Here is an 18327-nt window from a genome sequence, read left to right on the forward strand (position 1 = left end):
TCAACTATCAGAAAGACAGTCGAGCATGGCTTGACGCTGCAAATGGCCCCATAAAAAAACCCCCTCCCCGCTGGGCAGCCAGGGAAGGGGGTTTCAGGATGCGGCTATCGGGAAGTACTTAGATCAGCGGCGCCGGGGTTGCCGGCAGAGCGACCGGAGCGGCCTTCTTCTTGCGGGCGGCCGGCTTGCGCTTGGCAACCTTCTTCGCTGCCTTCTTCGGGGCAGCCTTCTTGGTGGCCTTCTTCGCGGTCTTCTTTACTGCCTTCTTGGCGGTCTTCTTGACGGCCTTCTTGGCAGTCGCCTTCTTCGCGACCTTCTTGGCAGGCTTGCGGGCCGTTGCCTTCTTGGCAGTCTTCTTGGTGGCCTTCTTGGCTACCTTCTTGACGGCCTTCTTCGCGGTCTTCTTGACGGCCTTCTTGGCAGTGGACTTCTTGGCTACCTTCTTTGCCGCCTTCTTCACTGCCTTCTTCGCAGTGCTCTTCTTGGCGACCTTCTTCGCAGCCTTCTTCACTGCCTTCTTGGCGGTCGCCTTCTTCGCGACCTTCTTCACTGCCTTCTTGGCAGCGGCCTTCTTCGCGACCTTCTTCACCGCTTTCTTGGCGGCGGGCTTCTTCTTCGCAGCTTTCTTGGTTGCCATGGGATGGCTCCTCGTCAGTGATAGGGAGTTGAAACGCCCAGGTGGATCAAACCCGCGGATGCTGCGTGCGGGGACCGCCGGCGCGTCAGGCGCGCCGTTACGGATACGGCAATGCCCGCCTCGATCGGCGGAGCGGGCATCGGAACGGGAGGTGCCTTGCATTTCTCCGGGGGAAGCGGGGCCATGTCCACCGTCATCAGGGTCGCGGTGGTCTTGAAGGGGCTGCTTCGCATCGGACGATTGATTCTGCGCACTCGGTTGGGCAGGCAAGGTCTGCTGAGGCGAAACCTAATCACGGTTTTTTTTACTGTCAACAACCCCCGCGAAAAATTTTCACATCCGCGCCATCCACGGTGTTGTCTGCACGGTCGCCACGCTCCGCCTTCGACGACCACCAAAGCACCACGCACGCACGTTGCCTGCAACGACAACAACGCACGCCTTGAACAAAAAGCACTTGAAATAAGCACTCTGCGCAGATGCATGCATATTGGCGGCCACTGCATGCACGCATCGCCTGCAGCGGCCGCCGCCCGCACCAACGCCAGCACAACGGCACCGCAACGGGGGGCAAAAAGTTTTCACATCCGGACGCGCCGGCGCGGGGTGGAAACGCGGATTTGCGCAAAACTGCGCACACCCCTCGGTACCGTTCGCGGGTCTGCTGATGCCGCGTCGAGGGCGCGCAGCAAACCCTGCGTCATGAGCCGACGTGCTCGCCAAAACAAAAACGGCCACCCGAAGGTGGCCGTTCCAGAACCCGGAAACGACGACTCAGTGGTCGTCGTTTTCCAGGGCTTCGGCATACGCATCCGGGTCCAGCAGTTCGTTGAGCTCTTCGGCGTTGGTCAGTTCGACCACGAACATCCAGCCTTCGCCGTAGGCATCTTCATTGATGGTTTCCGGCTTGTCGGACAGGGCCGAGTTGACCTCGACAACCTTGCCGCTGATCGGGCTGTAGACGTCCGAGGCGGCCTTCACCGACTCGACGACGGCGATCTGTTCGCCGGCCTTGGCGTCGGCGCCGACTTCCGGCAGTTCGACGTAGACCAGGTCACCCAGCAGGCCCTGGGCGTGGTCGGAAATACCGACGGTGACACGGCCATTGCCTTCGACACGGGCCCACTCGTGGGACTTGAGGAACTTGAGGTCGCCGGGGATCTCGCTCATGGGACTGCTCCAGAGATATGCAGGGGTGGAAAAAACGGGGCTAGTGTAACCAACCGGCCGCCACTGCTGTCAGTGACGACCGGCATGTTCGGATCAGGCGTCGGCGAGCACGCCGGGCTGGGCCTGGCCTTCGCGCACGAACGGGAACTTGACCACGCGCACCGGCACTTGCCGGCCGCGGATGTCGACGGTGACCTCGCCGAGTTCACCGGCCGGTACGCGGGCGAAGGCGATGCCCTTGGCCAGGGTCGGCGAGAAAGTGCCGGACAGGATCTCGCCCTGGCCGCCCGCGGTGGTCACCGCCTGGCCGTGGCGCAGCACGCCCTTCTCGTCCATCACCAGGCCGATCATCTGACGCGCGGTGCCGGCAGCCTTCTGCGCTTCCAGCACGTCGCGGCCGATGAAGTCGCGGCCTTCGTCCAGCGACACGGTCCAGGCCAGCGCCGCTTCATACGGGCTGATCTCTTCGTCCATGTCCTGGCCGTACAGGTTCATGCCGGCTTCCAGGCGCAGCGTGTCACGCGCGCCGAGGCCGGCCGGCTTCACGCCTGCCGCCAACAGGCGGTTCCAGAAGGCGACCACGGCATCCTGCGGCAGCAGGATCTCGAAACCGTCTTCACCGGTGTAGCCGGTGCGGGCGACGAACAGCTCGACGCCGTCGTCGGATTGCACCTGCAAGGCGGCGAAGCGACCCAGCTTGGTCAGCGCCTCGCGCTCGGATTCGCGGGCCAGGCCGATCACGATGTCGCGCGCCTGCGGGCCCTGCACGGCGAGGATGGCAAGGTCCGGGCGCTGCTCGACGCTGACGCCGAACGGCGCGGCCTGCTCGCGCAGCCACGCCAGGTCCTTCTCGCGGGTGGAGGCGTTGACCACCATGCGGAAGAAATCGTCGCCCAGGTAGTAGACGATCAGATCGTCGATGACGCCGCCGCGCGGATTCAGCATGCACGAGTACAGCGCCTTGCCCGGCACCTTCAGCTTGTCGACCGAGTTGGCCAGCAGGCGGCGCAGGAACGGCTTGACCTGGTCACCGCGCAGGTCGACCACGGTCATGTGGCTGACGTCGAACACACCCGACTCGCGACGCACCAGGTGGTGCTCGTCCAGCTGCGAGCCGTAGTGGATGGGCATGTCCCAACCCCCGAAATCGACCATCTTGGCGCCAAGGGCGCGGTGGGTATCGTTGAGCAGCGTCTTCTGGGTCATGACCGGGTCCGGCAGCAGAGGAAACAAGAATCCCCATTATCCCAGATCGGTCGCCCGCAGGCGTGCCGCAGCGCAGCGGCGGAGTTCCAGAGCCGTGCCCAGGCTCGGCGGCTCTTCGTGTGGGAGCCGAGCGTGGGCGCGGCTCTACACGGGGCGGTCTGCCGGCTCGACCTGCAGCGTGCTGCCCTGCACCGCCACCACCCGCACCAGGCTGCCGGCCTGCAGTTCCGGCCCACTGACCTGCCAGTACGCATCATCGATGCTGACCCGGCCCTGCCCACCAACGATACCCTGCTGCAACGGCACCACCCGTCCGACCAGTTGTTCGGCGCGACGGTTGAGCAACGGTGCATCGCTGGGCCGCGCCCTTGCCTTGCCCCAGCGCCGGTAGCACTGGATCGAGACCACGCTCAGCACGACGAAGGCAACGACCTGCCACAGCAATGGAATGCCGCTGAACACGACCACCAGCACGAACACAGCCGCCGCGCCGATGCCGATCCACAGCATGAACGCCCCGGGTGCCAACGCCTCTGCGGCAAACAGCAGCAGTGCCAGCGCGCCCCAGCCTACGACCTCCCAGCGCATGTCAACCTCCAATCGGCGGCGGCCGCTTGCCGGCGGCCTTGTTGTCCTGGCTGGCCAACGCCTGCTTGGCCAGTTCGGCCACGCCGGCAATCGAGCCGATCACGCCGCTGGCCTCCATCGGCATCAGCACCAGCTTCTGGTTTGGCGAACTGGCCAGCTCCCTGAATGCTTCCACATACTTCTGGGCAACGAAGTAGTTGATCGCCTGCACGTCCCCCTCTGCGATCGCCGCCGACACCACCTTGGTCGCCATCGCTTCGGCTTCGGCCAGGCGCTCGCGCGCCTCGGCGTCGCGGAACGCAGCTTCGCGGCGGCCTTCGGCCTCCAGCACGGTGGCCTGCTTCTCGCCATCGGCGCGCAGGATCTCCGACTGCCTTGAACCCTCGGCTTCAAGGATCTGGGCGCGCTTCTCGCGCTCGGCCTTCATCTGCCGCGCCATCGCATCCAGCAGGTCACGCGGCGGCTGGATGTCGCGGATCTCGATGCGGTTGACCTTCACGCCCCACGGGTTGGTGGCATGGTCGACCACGCTCAGCAGCTGGGCGTTGATCACCTCGCGCTGGCTCAGCGATTCGTCCAGGTCCATCGAGCCGATCACGGTACGGATGTTGGTCTGCACCAGGGCGATCATCGCCACTTCCAGATTGGCCACCTCATAGGCCGCCTTGGCAGCATCCAGGACCTGGAAGAACACCACGCCATCCACGCGCACGGCGGCATTGTCCTTGGTGATCACTTCCTGGCTGGGTACATCCAGCACCTGCTCCATCATGTTCACCTTGCGCCCGACCCCGTACACGATCGGGATCAGGAAGTGCAGGCCGGGGGTCATGGTGTGCGTGTAGCGCCCGAAGCGCTCGACGGTCCATTCGTATCCCTGCGGCACCATCCGCACCGCCTTGAACAGGACCACCACGGCCACGAAGGCCAGTACCACGGTAAAGAACATGGTCGGGAACATCGCGCTTTCCTTATCTATGACGTCCAGGCCCCAGCATAGCGCGTGAAGGCCGCATGCACAGTGGAACTACCAGGGCACGCGCCGGCGCAGGATGTCGGCGAACATCACCCAGTCGCCCATGAACGAGTACAGCGGATGCTGGAATGTCGCCGGACGGTTCTTCTCGAAAAAGAAATGACCGACCCAGGCGAAGCCGTAACCGCAGAACAGGGCGGCCAGCACGAGGATGGCTTGCCCGCGCAGGATCGCCGCCGCAACCAGCAGCAGCACCCCGCAGCTGCCGATGAAGTGCAGGCGGCGCGACACCGGGTGGCGGTGCTCGCTGAGGTAGAACGGATAGAACTCGCGGAAGCTGGCGAAGCGGGACATGCGCGTGCTCCGGGGACCAGGGGGCGCCCCCATCATGCACCTTCCGGGAAGGGATCGCTGCCCTTGCAGAGCCGAGCCATGCCCGGCTTGCGCGCGCCAGCGCGGTCGGAAGGAAGAGCAGCCGAGCATGGCTCGGCTCTACACTGATGAGGTGCGCGGCCCGAACATGATCACTGCCATGCCGGCCAGGCACAGGGCCGCGCCCAGCATGTCCCAGCGGCTGGGGCGGATGCCATCGACCAGCCACAGCCAGAACAGCGCGGTGCCGATGTAGACGCCACCGTAGGCCGCATAGACCCGGCCGCTGGCGGTCGGGTGCAGGGTCAGCAGCCAGGCGAACAGCGCCAGGCTGGCGGCCGCCGGCAGCAGCAACCAGATGCTGGCGCCCTTGCGCAGCCATAGCCACGGCAGGTAGCAGCCGACGATCTCGGCCAGCGCGGTCAGCAGGAACAGGCCGAGTGTCTTCACGCCTTTTCCGCCGCCTTGGCGTGCTGCCACAGCGCTTCCTGCGCATCCAGGTCCATCGCGGCCAGCGTTTCACCCTGCGCGTCGGCCTGCGCTTCCATCGCACGGAAACGACGTTCGAACTTGTGGTTGGCCCCACGCAGCGCGGCACCGAGGTCGATATCGGCGTGACGGGCGAGATTGGCGTAGACGAACAGCAGATCACCCAGCTCTTCCTGCAGGCGCGCCTTGTTGCCGGCGATGTCGCCGCGCTCGAACTCTTCGCGCAGTTCCTGCAGTTCCTCGGCCGCCTTGTCCAGCACCGGCAGCGGGCCTGGCCAGTCGAAGCCGACCTTGGCCGCGCGCGACTGCAGCTTCACTGCCCGCTGCCATTCCGGCAGGCCGCGCGAGATGCCGGCCAGCGCGGAGGTGTCCTGCTCGCCCTTGGCGGCGCGCTCGGCGCGTTTGATCGCCTCCCAGTTGCGCATCACCCCATCGGCATCGTCAACGCTGACCTCGGCGAACACGTGCGGGTGGCGGCGCTGCATCTTGTCGCTGATCGCGCGGGCCACGTCTGCGAAGGCGAAGCTGCCCTGCTCTTCGGCCATGCGCGCATGGAACACCACCTGCAGCAGCAGGTCGCCCAGCTCGTCGCACAGGTCGTCGAGGTCGCCACGGTCGATCGCATCGGCCACCTCGTAGGCTTCCTCGATGGTGTATGGCGCGATGGTTGCGAAGTTCTGCTCCAGGTCCCACGGGCAGCCGCCCTGCGGGTCGCGCAGGCGCGCCATGATGGCCAGCAGGCGCTCCAGCTCATGGCTGGCGGCGCTGCCGGTGGTGCGGGTGTCGTGCGCGCTCATGCGGCCTCCAGGGTCAGTCGGACAACCAGTCGCGCCATGGCAGGCTGGTATCACCAAGGGCAATGAAATCGCCGTTCAACAGGGTTTCGCGGCGGTTGTAGCGGAACGGCTTGCCGGTCGCGGCCGACAGCACGGCGCCGCCGGCGGCATGCAGCACGCATTGGCCGGCAGCGGTATCCCATTCGGAGGTCGGGCCCAGCCGCGGATAGACATCCAGGCCGCCTTCGGCGATCCGGCAGAATTTCAGCGACGAGCCCTGTGCGATGGTCTCGATGCGGCCCATGCGCGCCAGCAGCGCCTCGGTTTCCGGCGAGCGGTGCGAACGGCTGGCGGCGACGCGCAGCGGGGCGGTGGCCGGCGTGCGGGTGCGCAGCACGGTGTCGTGCAGGCCCTGCCGGCGATAGGCCAGCTCGCCACGCATGGCGTGCCAGACGATGCCGGTGACCGGCGCCAGCACCACGCCGAACGCCGGTGCGCCCTGGTAGATCAGGGCGATGTTGACGCTGAACTCGCCATTGCGCTTGACGAACTCGCGGGTGCCGTCCAGCGGATCGACCAGCCAGTACGCGCCCCAATGGCGCCGCTGCTCCCACCCCACCTGCGCAGATTCCTCCGACAGGATCGGCAGGTCCGGAGTCAGCTGCTGCAGGCCCTGCTCGATCACGAGGTTGGCGGCCAGGTCGGCGGCGGTAACCGGGCTGTTGTCATCCTTGATCTGCACCTCGAAGCCATCGGCATACACCTGCATGATGGCCTGTCCGGCTTCCTGGGCGATGGCGATGGCGGTCTCGCGCAGGTCGGTGGTCAGTTTGATCATCGCGTTCCCTGCAGCCACTGGCGCGCGATGAACAGCGCCGCCAGCGAGCGTCCCTCGGAGAAGTCCTCGCGCAGCATCAGCTGGTCCAGTTCGGCCAGCTTCCACGGCACCACTTCCAGTTCTTCCGGCTCGTCGCCGGCCAGCTTTTCCGGATACAGGTCGCGTGCCACCACCAGCCACGACTGATGGCTCATGTAGGTGGGGGCCAGGGTCATCGCGCGCAGCACGTCGACCTGGCGCGCGCCATAGCCGGCCTCTTCCTTCAACTCACGGTCGGCCGCCTCCTCGGGAGTCTCGCCGGCGTCGATCCGGCCCTTGACCAGGCCCAGCTCGTAACGGTGCATGCCGGCCGCGTATTCACGTACCAGCAGCACGGTCTCGTCGTCCAGCATCGGCACCACCACCACCGCACCATGGCCACGGCTGACCAGGCGTTCGAAGCGGCGGCGTTCACCGTTGGAAAACTCCAGGTCCAGGTGCTGGCGCTGGAAGGGGCCGTTCTCCTCATCGGTGATCCGATGGATGATCGGCAAGCGACGGCCGGCACGGTCATCGTTCATGCGGAATCTCCGCGGCGGCCGGCGCCAGCGCCGGGGCCGATAGAATGTGCAGGCAGCAACATGTTCATGAGCCCGAAATGCTAGCAGACCCAACCCCCTCCCCGCTGGCCCAGCACTGGCGGCAACGCGACCTGCAGGTGCTGTGGCACCCGTGCACGCAGATGCGTGAGCACCCGCATACCCTGCCGCTGGTACCGATCGCCCGTGGTGAAGGCGCATGGCTGATCGACCACGACGGCAACCGCTACCTGGACGCCGTCAGCAGCTGGTGGACCAATCTGTTCGGCCATGCCGAGCCGCGCATCGGCGGCGCCATCGCGGCGCAGGCCGGGCAGCTGGAACAGGTGATGCTGGCTGGCTTCGGCCACGAGCCGGCAATCACCCTGGCCGAGCGCCTGCTGGCGCTGGCGCCACGCCAGCCCGGCCGCGAACCGCTGGCCAAGGTGTTCTACGCCGACAACGGCTCGGCCGGCGTGGAAGTCGCGCTGAAGATGGCCTTCCAGTATTTCCAGAACCGCGGCGAGCCACGGCGCACGCGTTTCATCGCGCTGGAGAACGGCTACCACGGCGAGACCCTTGGCGCACTGGCGATGGCGGACATCCCGTTGTACCGCCGCGTCTACGCACCGCTTCTGGCCGAAGGCCTGTTCGCGCCCTCGCCCGATGCCTACCTGGCCGAGCCGGGGCAGAGTGCGGCTGATCGTGCACGCCAGGCCGCCGATGGCCTGGCCACCGTGTTCGACCAGCATCCGGGCGAGATCTGCGCGGTGATCCTGGAGCCACGCCTGCAGTGCGCCGGCGGCATGCGCATGCATGACCCGGTCTACCTGCAGCGTGTGCGCGAACTGTGTGATGCGCACGGCGCATTCATGATTGCCGATGAGATCGCCACCGGCTTCGGCCGCACCGGCACCCTGTTCGCCTGCGAGCAGGCTGGGGTGATGCCGGACCTGATGTGCCTGTCCAAGGGCCTGACCGGTGGCTTCCTGCCACTGGCCGCGGTGCTGGCCACGCAGGCGCTGTACGACGCCTTCCTTGATGACTCGCGCGAGCGCGCCTTCTTGCATTCGCACAGCTACACCGGCAACCCGCTGGCCTGTGCGGCTGCGCTTGCGACGCTGGACATCTTCCGCGACGACGATGTGATCGCCCGCAACCGTGGCATCGCCTCGGTGATGGGCACGCTGGCAGCGCCATTCGCCGATCACCCGCATGTGGCCGATGTGCGTCAGGCCGGCATGGTGGTGGCCTTCGAACTGTCACGCGATGGCAACAGGCGGACCCCGTTCGACCCGGCGCTGCGACTGGGCCTGCATGCCTACAAGGCCGCGCTGAAGCGTGGCGTGGTGCTGCGTCCACTGGGCGACGTGCTGTACTGGATGCCGCCCTACTGCGTGGACGACGAACAACTGGAGCTGCTGGCACATACCACGCTGGCGGCGATTGACGAGGCGATTGCATGCGCGTGACCCGCTGCCCCATCGACCTGGCGCTGCACAGCGGCCAGACCGTGACCCTGCCGGAAGAGACGGCCAACCATCTGGTGCGGGTGATGCGCCTGCGCGAGGGTGATACCTGCGTGCTGTTCAACGGCGATGGCCACGACTACAGCGCCACCCTGACCGCGGCCGGCAAGCGCGAGGTGCAGGTGCGCATCGATGCAGTGCAGGCCATCGACAATGAATCACCGTTGGCGATCACCCTGCTGCAAGGCATCGCGCGTGGCGAGAAGATGGACCTGATCCTGCAGAAGGCCACCGAGTTGGGCGTGAGCGCCATCGTTCCGGTGAATGCCGAGCGCACCGAAGTGAAGCTGGATGCCGCGCGCGCGGAGAAGCGCGTAGCGCACTGGAACAACGTGGTGACCTCGGCCTGCGGCCAGTCCGGGCGCGCGCGCATTCCCCAGGTGGGATCGCCGTTGTCACTGGCGCAGGCTGCAGCGACGCTGCCGGCCGATACGCTGCGGCTGACGCTGGACCCCCTGGGCGCCCATCGCCTGTCGACACTGGACGCAGCGCCGACGGGCGGCATCGTGATCGCGATCGGCCCGGAAGGCGGGTGGTCGCCGCGCGACCGCGATCAACTGGCGGCGGCCGGCTTCCAGGGGCTGCAGCTGGGCCCGCGCATCCTGCGCACGGAGACGGCCGGCCTGGCCGCGATCGCGGCATTGCAGGCGCGGCTGGGGGATCTGGGGTAAGGCTGATGGGTGGTAGTGCCGGCCGCTGGCCGGCATCCACGGAATCATGCGGTTGCCGGCCAGCAGCCGGCACTACCGGGAATCCGACCGGCCGATTCCCGATCAGGCCGCCAGCGAATCCAGTGCGGCTTCCAGCGCGTCCAGGTTTGGCAGCAATGCGCTCTGCTCACCCAGCAACACGCGCATGTGCACGATCTGCGGCAGGGTTTCCTCGGAAGCATCGGCCAGCAGGCCATCGCGCGGCACCGAGATCAACTGCGGGAAATTCTGCGTCAGCAGCGCGTAGTACGGGCGCTGTGCGTTGCCGCTCAGGGCCTTCAGCACCACCACCTTGTTGTGGCCGCCCACCGCTTCCTCGCCCAGCCCGGAAAGCCGCGCGAACGACACCAGCGGCACCTGCCAGCCGTGCCAGCCGATCTCGCCGACCAGCCAGCGCGGTGCATCGGAGACCGGCTGCACCGGCACCCGCGACATCATTTCGGCCACGGTGGCATTGGGCAGCAGCACGCGCTCGTTGCCAGCCTGGATCAGGACGCCGCGGATTTCGTCATTGCTGGCATAGCTCATGGTGCGTCTCCGTTGTCGTCCTGCTCGCCCCAGCGCGCGGCGATGGCCTGCGCCAGGTCCTGCGGTTCGCCGGCCACCATGCCGGCAGCCACCACGGCGGTCGCCGCGGCCGGGTCGTAGCAGCCTTCCCCAACCTGGCCGGCCACCCAGGCGCCCGCCGCAGCAAGGTCCAGTGCCGGCCCGACGTGGGCCAGGTCGGCACCGCTGAGCAGCACCAGCGCGGTGTGTTCCGCCGGCAGCGCGGCCAGCGAAATACCCTGCGCATCGCTGAAGAAATGCAGGCCGTCGGCTGTCACGCTTACGCCGATGTCATCGGCCAGCACGTGCACTTCACCGGGGACGGCCCGCTGGCCGGCTTCGGCCAGCTGCACCGGCAACGGCGACACGCGTGCCATCTGCTTGACCAGGTTGCCATAACGGCCGCCATCCAGGCGCATGTGCACCAGCACCGGCACGCTCAGCGACGACGGCAGCGCACCGAGCAGACGGCGCAGCGCATCCGGGCCACCAATGCCGGCCAGCACCAGCAGCGAACCGGCACGTGCGCCCGCGGGCGCCGCAGCATCCAGGTCCACCAGGCTGAGGTGATCGGTATCGAAGGATGGCAGCGTTGCTTCCACCGCGGCGCTGTGGCCGGTGGCTGCGGATACGTCTGCTACGTCCTCGACCAGCGACCACGCGGTGTGGTCGAAGGAGACCGGCGGCGGGGCCGCTGCGGCCGGCGGGGCAACCGGCTGCATCGGCGCTGCATCCAGCGGCTCCGGCACGACCGGCTGCAGCGCGGCCAGTGCCTGCTCCAGCGCGATCGGTTCGTGCAGGTGCGCCGGTGGCGCATACAGGCTGTCCGCCGGTACCTCGTCGGCCCAGCTCAATGCCTGGTCCAGATGCGGCAGAAGCGCTTCTTCCCGTGGTACCGGCGGCGGTGCCGGGTGACCCGGTTCCAGCTGCAGGGCGGGTTCGTCTTCCGCACCCGGCGGCAGCACCTGCTGGTGACCGTGCAGCTTGGCGGCCAGGTGGCGGCCCCAGCGCTGTGCCTCCCAACCATCACGGCGCGCCGCCAGTTCGGCCTCGTCGAAGACCAGGGTCAGGCCCGGTGCGGACAGCACCGCTTCAAGCCGCTCCAGAGCATCCTCGATGGCCGCCTCCAGCGCGATCACCACGAACTGTGGACGCGCGTCCTGCAGCAGCTGCGGCTCCAGGCCGTTCGGGTCGTCTTCCAGCACCAGCTGCACATCGGCATGCGACAACGCCTCGCGCAGGCGCTCGCGCGCCGCGCCGGGACGGGCCAGCAGGGCGACGGCCGGGGCCGCCTGGGCTTCACTCACGGACACGGGCGATCCCCAGCAGGTCGTACACGTTACGCATCAGGTCCAGCTCCTGGTACGGCTTGCCCAGGTAGCGCTGCACGCCGATCTCGAAGGCGCGCTGGCGGTGCTTGTCGCCGCTGCGCGAGGTGATCATCACGATCGGCACGTCCTTGTAGCGCGGGTCGGCGCGCATCGCGGTGGCGAGCTCGTAGCCATCCATGCGCGGCATCTCGATGTCCAGCAGCATCAGGTCGGGCACGCGTTCTTCCAGGCGCTCCAGTGCTTCCACACCGTCGCGGGCGACGCTGACCTCGAAGTTGTGGCGTTCGAGGATGCGCCCGGTGACCTTGCGCATGGTCAGCGAATCGTCCACCACCATCACCAGCGGCACCTGGCGCTCCTGGCGCGGCGCGTTGGCCAGCACCGGCAGCGTCGGGTTGGCGAGGAAGCGGCGCACCAGCGGCGCCACGTCCAGGATCACCACCACGCGGCCATCGCCGGTGATGGTGGCGCCGTAGATGCCCGGCACCGAAGCAATCTGCAGGCCGACCGGCTTGACCACGATTTCGCGGTTGCCCAGCACCTGGTCGATCGCCACGGCGGCACGCAGGTCACCGGCACGGACCAGCAGCAACGGCACCTGGTCCTGGCCATCGGCACGCGCCGGAGCCTGCCCGACCAGGCTGCCGAGGTCGTACAGCGGATAGTCCTCGCCGCTGTAGCGATAGCTGCTGTCGGCCGCTTCGAAACGCTCGCGCGACAGGCGGCCGATGCCACTGACCGAGGCGACCGGCACCGCAAAGGTGGTTTCGCCGATCTGCACGAACACCGCCTGGGTGACGGCCAGCGTCTGCGGCAGGCGCAGGGTGAAGCGCACGCCCTGGCCACGCACCGACTGGATGTCGACCGAACCACCGAGCTGGCGCACTTCGTTGCGCACCACGTCCATGCCCACGCCTCGGCCTGCCAGCTGGCTGACCTGGTCGGCAGTGGTGAAACCGGAGGCGAAGATCAGGTTGTCCAGTTCCTGCTCGTTCGGCTGCGCATCGGCAGCCAGCAGGCCACGGTCGATGGCGCGGCGGCGGATCGCTTCGCGGTCCAGGCCGGCGCCGTCGTCGGCCACTTCCAGCACGATTTCCGAGCCTTCGCGGTGCAGGCGGATGGCGATCTCGCCCTCCTCCGGCTTGCCAGCGGCGCGACGCTGTTCCGGCGCTTCCAGGCCATGGGCCACGGAGTTGCGCAGCATGTGCTCCAGCGGCGCGACCATGCGATCGAGGACGTTGCGGTCCAGTTCGCCGTGAGTGCCTTCCAGGGTCAGGTGGACCTGCTTGCCGGTATCCATGCCGGACTGGCGGACCACGCGGCGCAGGCGCGGCACCAGGCCATCGAACGGCACCATGCGCGCGCGCATCAGGCCGTCCTGCAGTTCCGAACTTACGCGGGACTGCTGCTGCAGCAGGGAGTCGTACTGGCGCGACAGATCGTCCAGCACGCCCTGCAGGCCACCAAGGTCGGCGGCGGACTCGTTCAGCGCACGGCTGAGCTGCTGCAGGGTGGAGAAACGGTCCAGTTCCAGTGGATCGAACTTCTGGTCAGCCTGGTCCTGCTCGCGCTGGTAGCGGGCGACGATCTGCGCCTCGGTTTCCAGATCGAGGCGGCGCAGCTGGTCGCGAAGACGCGCATTGGTGCGCTCCAGTTCACCCATCGCGCCACGGAAGGCACCGAGCTGCTGTTCCAGACGCGAGCGGTAGATCGCCACTTCACCGGCGTGGTTGACCAGTCGGTCCAGCAGGTCGGCGCGCACGCGCACCTGTTCCTGCTGCGGACGGGCCAACGGGTCTTCGTCGGCCACGCCTTCGGCCGGCAGCGGTGCCGACAGCGGAGCATCGGCCGGCGGCGTCAGCGGGCCCGCAGCCTGCGCCGGCACGGTCTCGGCCTCGCTGGCCGCACGCGCGGCCGCAGCGGCTGCCGCGATATCGGTGGTGGTGCGGACCTCGAAGACCTCCACCAGGTCCTGTGCAGGTTCCACCACGCGGTGGGCACCGGTCCGGGTGAGCAGCTGGTGCAGGCGGTCGAAGCCGCGCTCCAGCAGCTGCACGTCGCGGCGTTCGATCTCGGTGCGGCCGGCCGCCACGGCTTCCAGCAGGGATTCGATGCTGTGGCCAAGGTCGCCGATGGCATTGATGCCCGCCATGCGTGCGCCACCCTTCAGGGTGTGCAGGTCACGCTGCAGGCCGGCCAGTACCTCTCGATCCTGCGGCGCATCGCGCAGTTCGCTGATCAGGCCATCGCAATGATCGAGCAGATCCTTGCCTTCCTCGACGAAGATGTCGACCAGCTCGCGGTCGTACACACTGAAGTCGAGCGCATCGGCGCCGTCCGCGGTTTCTTCCGGAGTGGAGGCTTCTTCGTGGAGCGGTGCACGCTCCACAGCGTCGGCCTCGGCAGGTTCGGCATCGGCGTGGGCCGTGCCTTGGCCCGGTGCATCTTCCAGTTCGAAGAACCGTACCGGCTCGGCGGTGGCCTGCAGTGCTTCGGCAGCGCTCACCTCGTTCACCGTCGCCGGGGACGGCTGATCGGCGCTCTCTCCTTCGCCGACCGCCGCCTCCCCGCCGACGTCCGCATCCTCGGCAAAGGCTTCCGCCTCGCCCGGCGCGAGTTCGCTGGCCTGGAGGCCGAGCACGGGCCATTGCCCGTCGTCGTCCAGGGTCTGCTCTTCGTCGATCACGTGCAGGCCGGCCTCGAGCGCGGCTGCAAGCGTGACCGGTTCTGCAAAACCCGGCGCAGCCATTTCATCCTGCAGGCTCGACAGCTCGCTGTCGAGTGGCAGTGCAGCAGCGCCGTCGTCAAGGCTGGCGTCGGCATCGCCCAGGTCAGCGGACATCGACGTATTCAGGTCGATTGCGTCAATCTCCACGGACGCCGGCATCTCATCGGCGTCGCGGTCATCCACCGGCAGCGCGCGGGCATCCAGGTAGGGCGACAGGTCGTCCGCGGCGGTCAGATCGGCCTCCGCGACCGGCGTCGTTGCGACGTTCAGGTCGGTCGTCGCAACAACCGGCTCGCTCTGGACCGGCTGGATCGATTCAATCGATCCGGTGCCTTCGGTGGTGGCTTCGCCTTCACCCGGTACCGATGGCCATCCGGCATCGAAGTATCGCGAAAGATCATCACTGCCGGTCAATTCGCCGACATCGAGGCCTGTGCCGATCACGCCCGCGGTCCCGGCGGCCTGCGCGTCGACCGCAAGCGGTTCCGGCTCAGGTCCGGCAGGTTCGACCCCAGGCGCGGCAGCTTCGAACGCAGGACCGGTCTCCAGCGCCAGATCCTCGTCGTCGTCCTCCAGCCCAACCATCGGCCAGCGCGCTTCCGGCAGTTCACCGGCCAGCGCCTGCAGGCGCTGCACCAGCGCTTCCTGCGGCGTGATGCGCGGCTGTTCGGCCTGCAGCGCTTCCATGGTCGCGGTGATCGCCTGCGCGGTCGCATCCAGCGCAGCCACGCCCTCGTCCCCCGGCACCACGTCTGCAGCCAGCGCGCGCTTGATGTAGGACTCGGCACCGCCGGTAACGGCCGTGATTTCCGGCACTTCGGTCATTGCGAAGGCGCCGTTCATGGTGTGCACCGCGCGCAGCAGCGCGTCGCTGACCGGCTGCGGCGCCTGCTGCGCCGAGCGCAGCCAGTCCTGCAGGGTCGCCTGGTGGACTTCCACTTCGGCTTCCAGGATCTCGCGCAGCACGCTGTCGATGTTGGCCGGCGTGCCCAAGGCTTCAGGCGCCGGGTCCGCATCGGCTTCAGCCTGTACCGACGCCATTGCTTCGGCCTCGAGGATGCGGCTGATCTCGTCCTCGCCATCGGCTTCGACCACCGGTGCGGCGGGCGCGGCCGCAACCGGCAGCGGTACGTAATAGGTTTCCTCACCCGCGCCGACGCGATCGGCAATGGCCTGCATCGCCTGCAGGTCCACGCTGATCCGCTGGCCATGACGCAGTGCGGCGTTCAGCTGCGGCAGCGCGGCATGTGCGTTGTCGACCATGGCCAGCACGGCTGGCGTCGCCGCGCGGCTGCCGTCGAGCACGCGGTTGAGCATGCCCTCGATCTTCCACGCGAATTCGCCCAGGGTGCGTGCACCGACCAGTCGGCCACTGCCCTTGAGCGTGTGGAAGATGCGGCGGATAGGACGCAGACGGTCCATGTTGTCCGGCTGCAGGCGCCATGCCGGCAGCAACGTACCGAGGTTGGCCAGTTCGTCGTCGAACTCTTCCAGGAACACCTCGCGGATGTCCTCGTCGATGTTCTCGGCATCGTCGTCGAAACCCGCTTCGAAGCCGGCCTCGGTCCCTGCCACGACCGGGATGTCCGCAGTGGGCGGAGCCGCCGTGGCCTGCGGATTGAAGTCGGCCGCCGCGGCGCTCAGCTCGGCAAAGAACTGCGCGTCGGCTTCGCTGAAATCAATCGGCGCAATGGTGTCGATGTCGATCATCGACACTGCCGCTGCCGGTACATCGCCAAGCGGTGCGGGCGTTTCCACCGGCACATCCACCGGGGTGATGTCCGGTTCTGCGGCAACAGGGTTTTCTTCCACCACCGCAGGGGCGGTGGCATCGACGCTCTCCAGCGACGGATGCGGCCCGGCAGCGTCCTCCAGCGACAATGTCTCCATCGCATGCAGCGACAGCACGTCGTCGGCATTGTCCAGCGCATCGGCATCAAAACGGAACACGACGTCGTCGCTTGCAGAAACCGCATCATGTTCGGCGGCCACCGGGTCGAACACCGGTGCGGCATGCGTGCCGGTCTCGATGGACAGCGTCGCGTCGGCGGCGTCCTCGACGTCCAGGCCAGTCGTCGCATCGGACTGCACCGGCAGCGTCGCCTCCGACAGCGTCCACTGCGTGGCGGCCCCCTGCCCTGCATCGGCCTGTTCGAAACTGACCGGATCGAAGCTGGCAAACGTCGGACTGCGCTCATCGTCCACTGGAGCGAGCGGATCGGCCTCCGGATGGAACGGTGCCAGATCCCATTGCGGGACTTCGGGCGCCGGCGCGCTGGAAGCGGCAAAGACCAGCGGTGCATCCGCCTCGTCATGCAGCGACAGCGGCGCGGCGGCGACGGACCCCAGCCCACCGAACATCAAGCTGTTGTCCACCGCCGCCGGCGAAGGCGTGGCCGGTGGCGGATCGAAGGTGAAGTCCGGCAGCGGTACCGGCACCTCACCGGGTGCCGGCGCAGCAGACTGTACCGGGATCTCAATGGGCTCCGGCTGCAATGCCGTGGCCAGCAGCGGAACCGGCTCGCGCTCGATGGACTGCGGCGTAAACGTTGCCGCCTCGGCCGCATCGCGGTCCGGCAGTGGCCAGTAGCGCAGCGCCTCAAGGCTGCTGCGGGTGATGTCGAGGATGTCCTCGCGGCCCGGACGGCGGTCGCGCAAGGCTTCCAGGTAGTACTCCAGGCTGGCCATGGCGTCGGCCAGGGTATCCAGTTGGCGGCCACTGGGCACGCGCTGGCGACCGATCAGCTCGGCTTCGATGTACTGCTGCACACCGCGCAGGTAATCGGCAGCCGTGCCAAGATCCAGCATGCGCAGCGCGCCGGAGACATCGCCCAGCAGGCGCGGCACGTCCTGCAGCTCGGCATGGTGCCAGCCGGTTTCGATGAAAGCGACGAAATGCTCGCGGGCGGCGGCGAAGTTGGCGATGGCCTCATGCGCCAGCACCTCTACCGTGCGCCGGTTCTCCACTGCGCTCGGATCGTCCTCGCCACTGCCGTCGGCACCCAGATGGGCGACCTGGTCATCCAGCGAGGCATCCACGTAGAGCAGCGCACCGGCAATATCCAGCAGCAGGTTTTCGTCGATCTGCTGGCGGCCTTCGACCACGCCACGCAGTGCATCACGCTGCTGCACGACCACGCCGCGGGCCACGCCAAGGCCCATCATGCCCAGCGTATCGGCCACCGCGCCCAGTTCATTGGCCTGGATCTGCAGCTGTTCCGGCGCACCACCGGTACGCAGGTGCAGGTCCAGTGCATCCTTGATGCGCAGCAGTTCTTCCTTCACCGCGCTGCCAACGGTGTCGAGCAGTTCGCGGTTGCGCCCGCTCAGGCTGCCACGCGCATGGTCCAATTCGGCCTCGGTGGCGGTGACGCTGTCCGGCGCGAACGCCAGCAGCACGCTGTCATGCACGCCTTCTTCGCCACGCGCGGCACGGATCTCGTTGAGCAACGGCATCAACACGATCGGAATGTCGCGATGGCCGTTCTGCAGGCGCTCCAGGTAATCGGGCAGCAGCACGCTGCCACGCATCAGGGTCGCGCAGGCTTCATCGCGGTCGGCCACGCCACCGGCACCGATGGCATTGGCCAGCTGTTCAAGCTCCTCGGCCACCATCGCCGGGGCGTACAGCTCGACCATGCGCAGGGTGCCCTGCACCTGGTGCAGGTAGCCGGCGCAGATGCGCATGCGGCTGGCATCGGTCGGGTCTTCCGCGTAGTACTCGACCTCGTTGCGCACCTGGCGCAGGGTCTCGTCCAGCTCCGGCTTGACCCAACCCAGCGCTGCGTGGCTCATCGCATCGCGCAGACTGCTCATGGACGCGCTCCGTTCGCCGCCGCGCGGAAGCCGCGCGAGTTCTGGCGTGGGGAATGGA

The 18327-nt window shown here is 67.5% G+C and carries 15 protein-coding genes; 2 read left to right on the top strand and 13 right to left on the bottom strand.

Annotated elements, in window-relative coordinates; translation table 11 throughout:
• Nucleotides 1–118: 118 nt before the first annotated feature.
• The 10 genes from ACZK4H_RS16495 to nudE all read right to left on the bottom strand — a co-directional run bounded on the left by ACZK4H_RS16495 (nt 119) and on the right by nudE (nt 7612).
• Nucleotides 119–637, bottom strand: a complete 519-nt coding sequence (locus ACZK4H_RS16495) for a histone (RefSeq protein WP_099552051.1) — start codon at nt 635–637, stop codon at nt 119–121.
• A gap of 774 nt (nt 638–1411) precedes the next feature.
• A complete protein-coding gene (gene gcvH, locus ACZK4H_RS16500; RefSeq protein WP_010482723.1) occupies nt 1412–1807 on the bottom strand; it encodes a glycine cleavage system protein GcvH in 396 nt (131 codons plus the stop codon).
• A 93-nt stretch (nt 1808–1900) separates the two neighbouring features.
• On the bottom strand, nt 1901–3013 hold the full coding sequence (gene gcvT, locus ACZK4H_RS16505) for a glycine cleavage system aminomethyltransferase GcvT (RefSeq protein ID WP_099552050.1): 1113 nt from the start codon (nt 3011–3013) through the stop codon (nt 1901–1903).
• 144 nt (nt 3014–3157) lie between these two features.
• Nucleotides 3158–3601 carry an NfeD family protein gene (locus ACZK4H_RS16510; RefSeq protein ID WP_099552049.1) on the bottom strand — a complete coding sequence of 148 codons (444 nt, stop codon included), beginning with the start codon at nt 3599–3601 and terminating at the stop codon, nt 3158–3160.
• A 1-nt stretch (nt 3602) separates the two neighbouring features.
• The gene (locus ACZK4H_RS16515; protein ID WP_099552048.1) at nt 3603–4562 is read right to left on the bottom strand and encodes an SPFH domain-containing protein; all 960 of its coding nucleotides are present in this window, start codon (nt 4560–4562) and stop codon (nt 3603–3605) included.
• Nucleotides 4563–4628: 66 nt separating this feature from the next.
• The gene (locus tag ACZK4H_RS16520) at nt 4629–4931 is read right to left on the bottom strand and encodes an Mpo1-like protein (protein WP_049431766.1); all 303 of its coding nucleotides are present in this window, start codon (nt 4929–4931) and stop codon (nt 4629–4631) included.
• A gap of 138 nt (nt 4932–5069) precedes the next feature.
• A complete protein-coding gene (locus tag ACZK4H_RS16525; RefSeq protein ID WP_099552047.1) occupies nt 5070–5399 on the bottom strand; it encodes a YnfA family protein in 330 nt (109 codons plus the stop codon).
• Nucleotides 5396–6235 (bottom strand): nucleoside triphosphate pyrophosphohydrolase, encoded by an 840-nt coding sequence (mazG, locus tag ACZK4H_RS16530; protein ID WP_099552046.1) that lies wholly within the window; start codon nt 6233–6235, stop codon nt 5396–5398. Before mazG ends, ACZK4H_RS16525 begins: the two co-directional genes overlap by 4 nt.
• Nucleotides 6236–6248: 13 nt before the next feature.
• Nucleotides 6249–7052, bottom strand: coding sequence for a 3'(2'),5'-bisphosphate nucleotidase CysQ (gene cysQ / locus ACZK4H_RS16535; RefSeq protein ID WP_099552045.1), 804 nt, complete (start codon nt 7050–7052; stop codon nt 6249–6251).
• Nucleotides 7049–7612: an ADP compounds hydrolase NudE gene (nudE, locus tag ACZK4H_RS16540; RefSeq protein WP_099552044.1), complete on the bottom strand. Its 564-nt coding sequence runs from the start codon at nt 7610–7612 to the stop codon at nt 7049–7051. The genes cysQ and nudE overlap by 4 nt, the downstream gene beginning before the upstream one ends.
• A gap of 77 nt (nt 7613–7689) precedes the next feature.
• Here nudE and bioA point away from each other — a divergent pair, with 77 nt between their 5' ends.
• A complete protein-coding gene (bioA, locus tag ACZK4H_RS16545) occupies nt 7690–9081 on the top strand; it encodes an adenosylmethionine--8-amino-7-oxononanoate transaminase (protein ID WP_239503823.1) in 1392 nt (463 codons plus the stop codon).
• Nucleotides 9072–9809: a 16S rRNA (uracil(1498)-N(3))-methyltransferase gene (locus tag ACZK4H_RS16550; RefSeq protein WP_099552042.1), complete on the top strand. Its 738-nt coding sequence runs from the start codon at nt 9072–9074 to the stop codon at nt 9807–9809. The genes bioA and ACZK4H_RS16550 overlap by 10 nt, the downstream gene beginning before the upstream one ends.
• A 102-nt stretch (nt 9810–9911) precedes the next feature.
• On the opposite strand, the gene ACZK4H_RS16555 is transcribed toward ACZK4H_RS16550, so the two are convergent.
• The 3 genes from ACZK4H_RS16555 to ACZK4H_RS16565 are packed head-to-tail and all read right to left on the bottom strand — an operon-like array spanning nt 9912 to nt 18269.
• Nucleotides 9912–10376, bottom strand: coding sequence for a chemotaxis protein CheW (locus ACZK4H_RS16555; protein WP_005410712.1), 465 nt, complete (start codon nt 10374–10376; stop codon nt 9912–9914).
• On the bottom strand, nt 10373–11707 hold the full coding sequence (locus ACZK4H_RS16560; protein ID WP_099552041.1) for a chemotaxis protein CheB: 1335 nt from the start codon (nt 11705–11707) through the stop codon (nt 10373–10375). Before ACZK4H_RS16560 ends, ACZK4H_RS16555 begins: the two co-directional genes overlap by 4 nt.
• Nucleotides 11694–18269, bottom strand: a complete 6576-nt coding sequence (locus ACZK4H_RS16565) for an Hpt domain-containing protein (RefSeq protein ID WP_099552040.1) — start codon at nt 18267–18269, stop codon at nt 11694–11696. Before ACZK4H_RS16565 ends, ACZK4H_RS16560 begins: the two co-directional genes overlap by 14 nt.
• Nucleotides 18270–18327 lie beyond the last annotated feature (58 nt).

The organism is Stenotrophomonas sp. 78350_Sma, assembly GCF_056482105.1.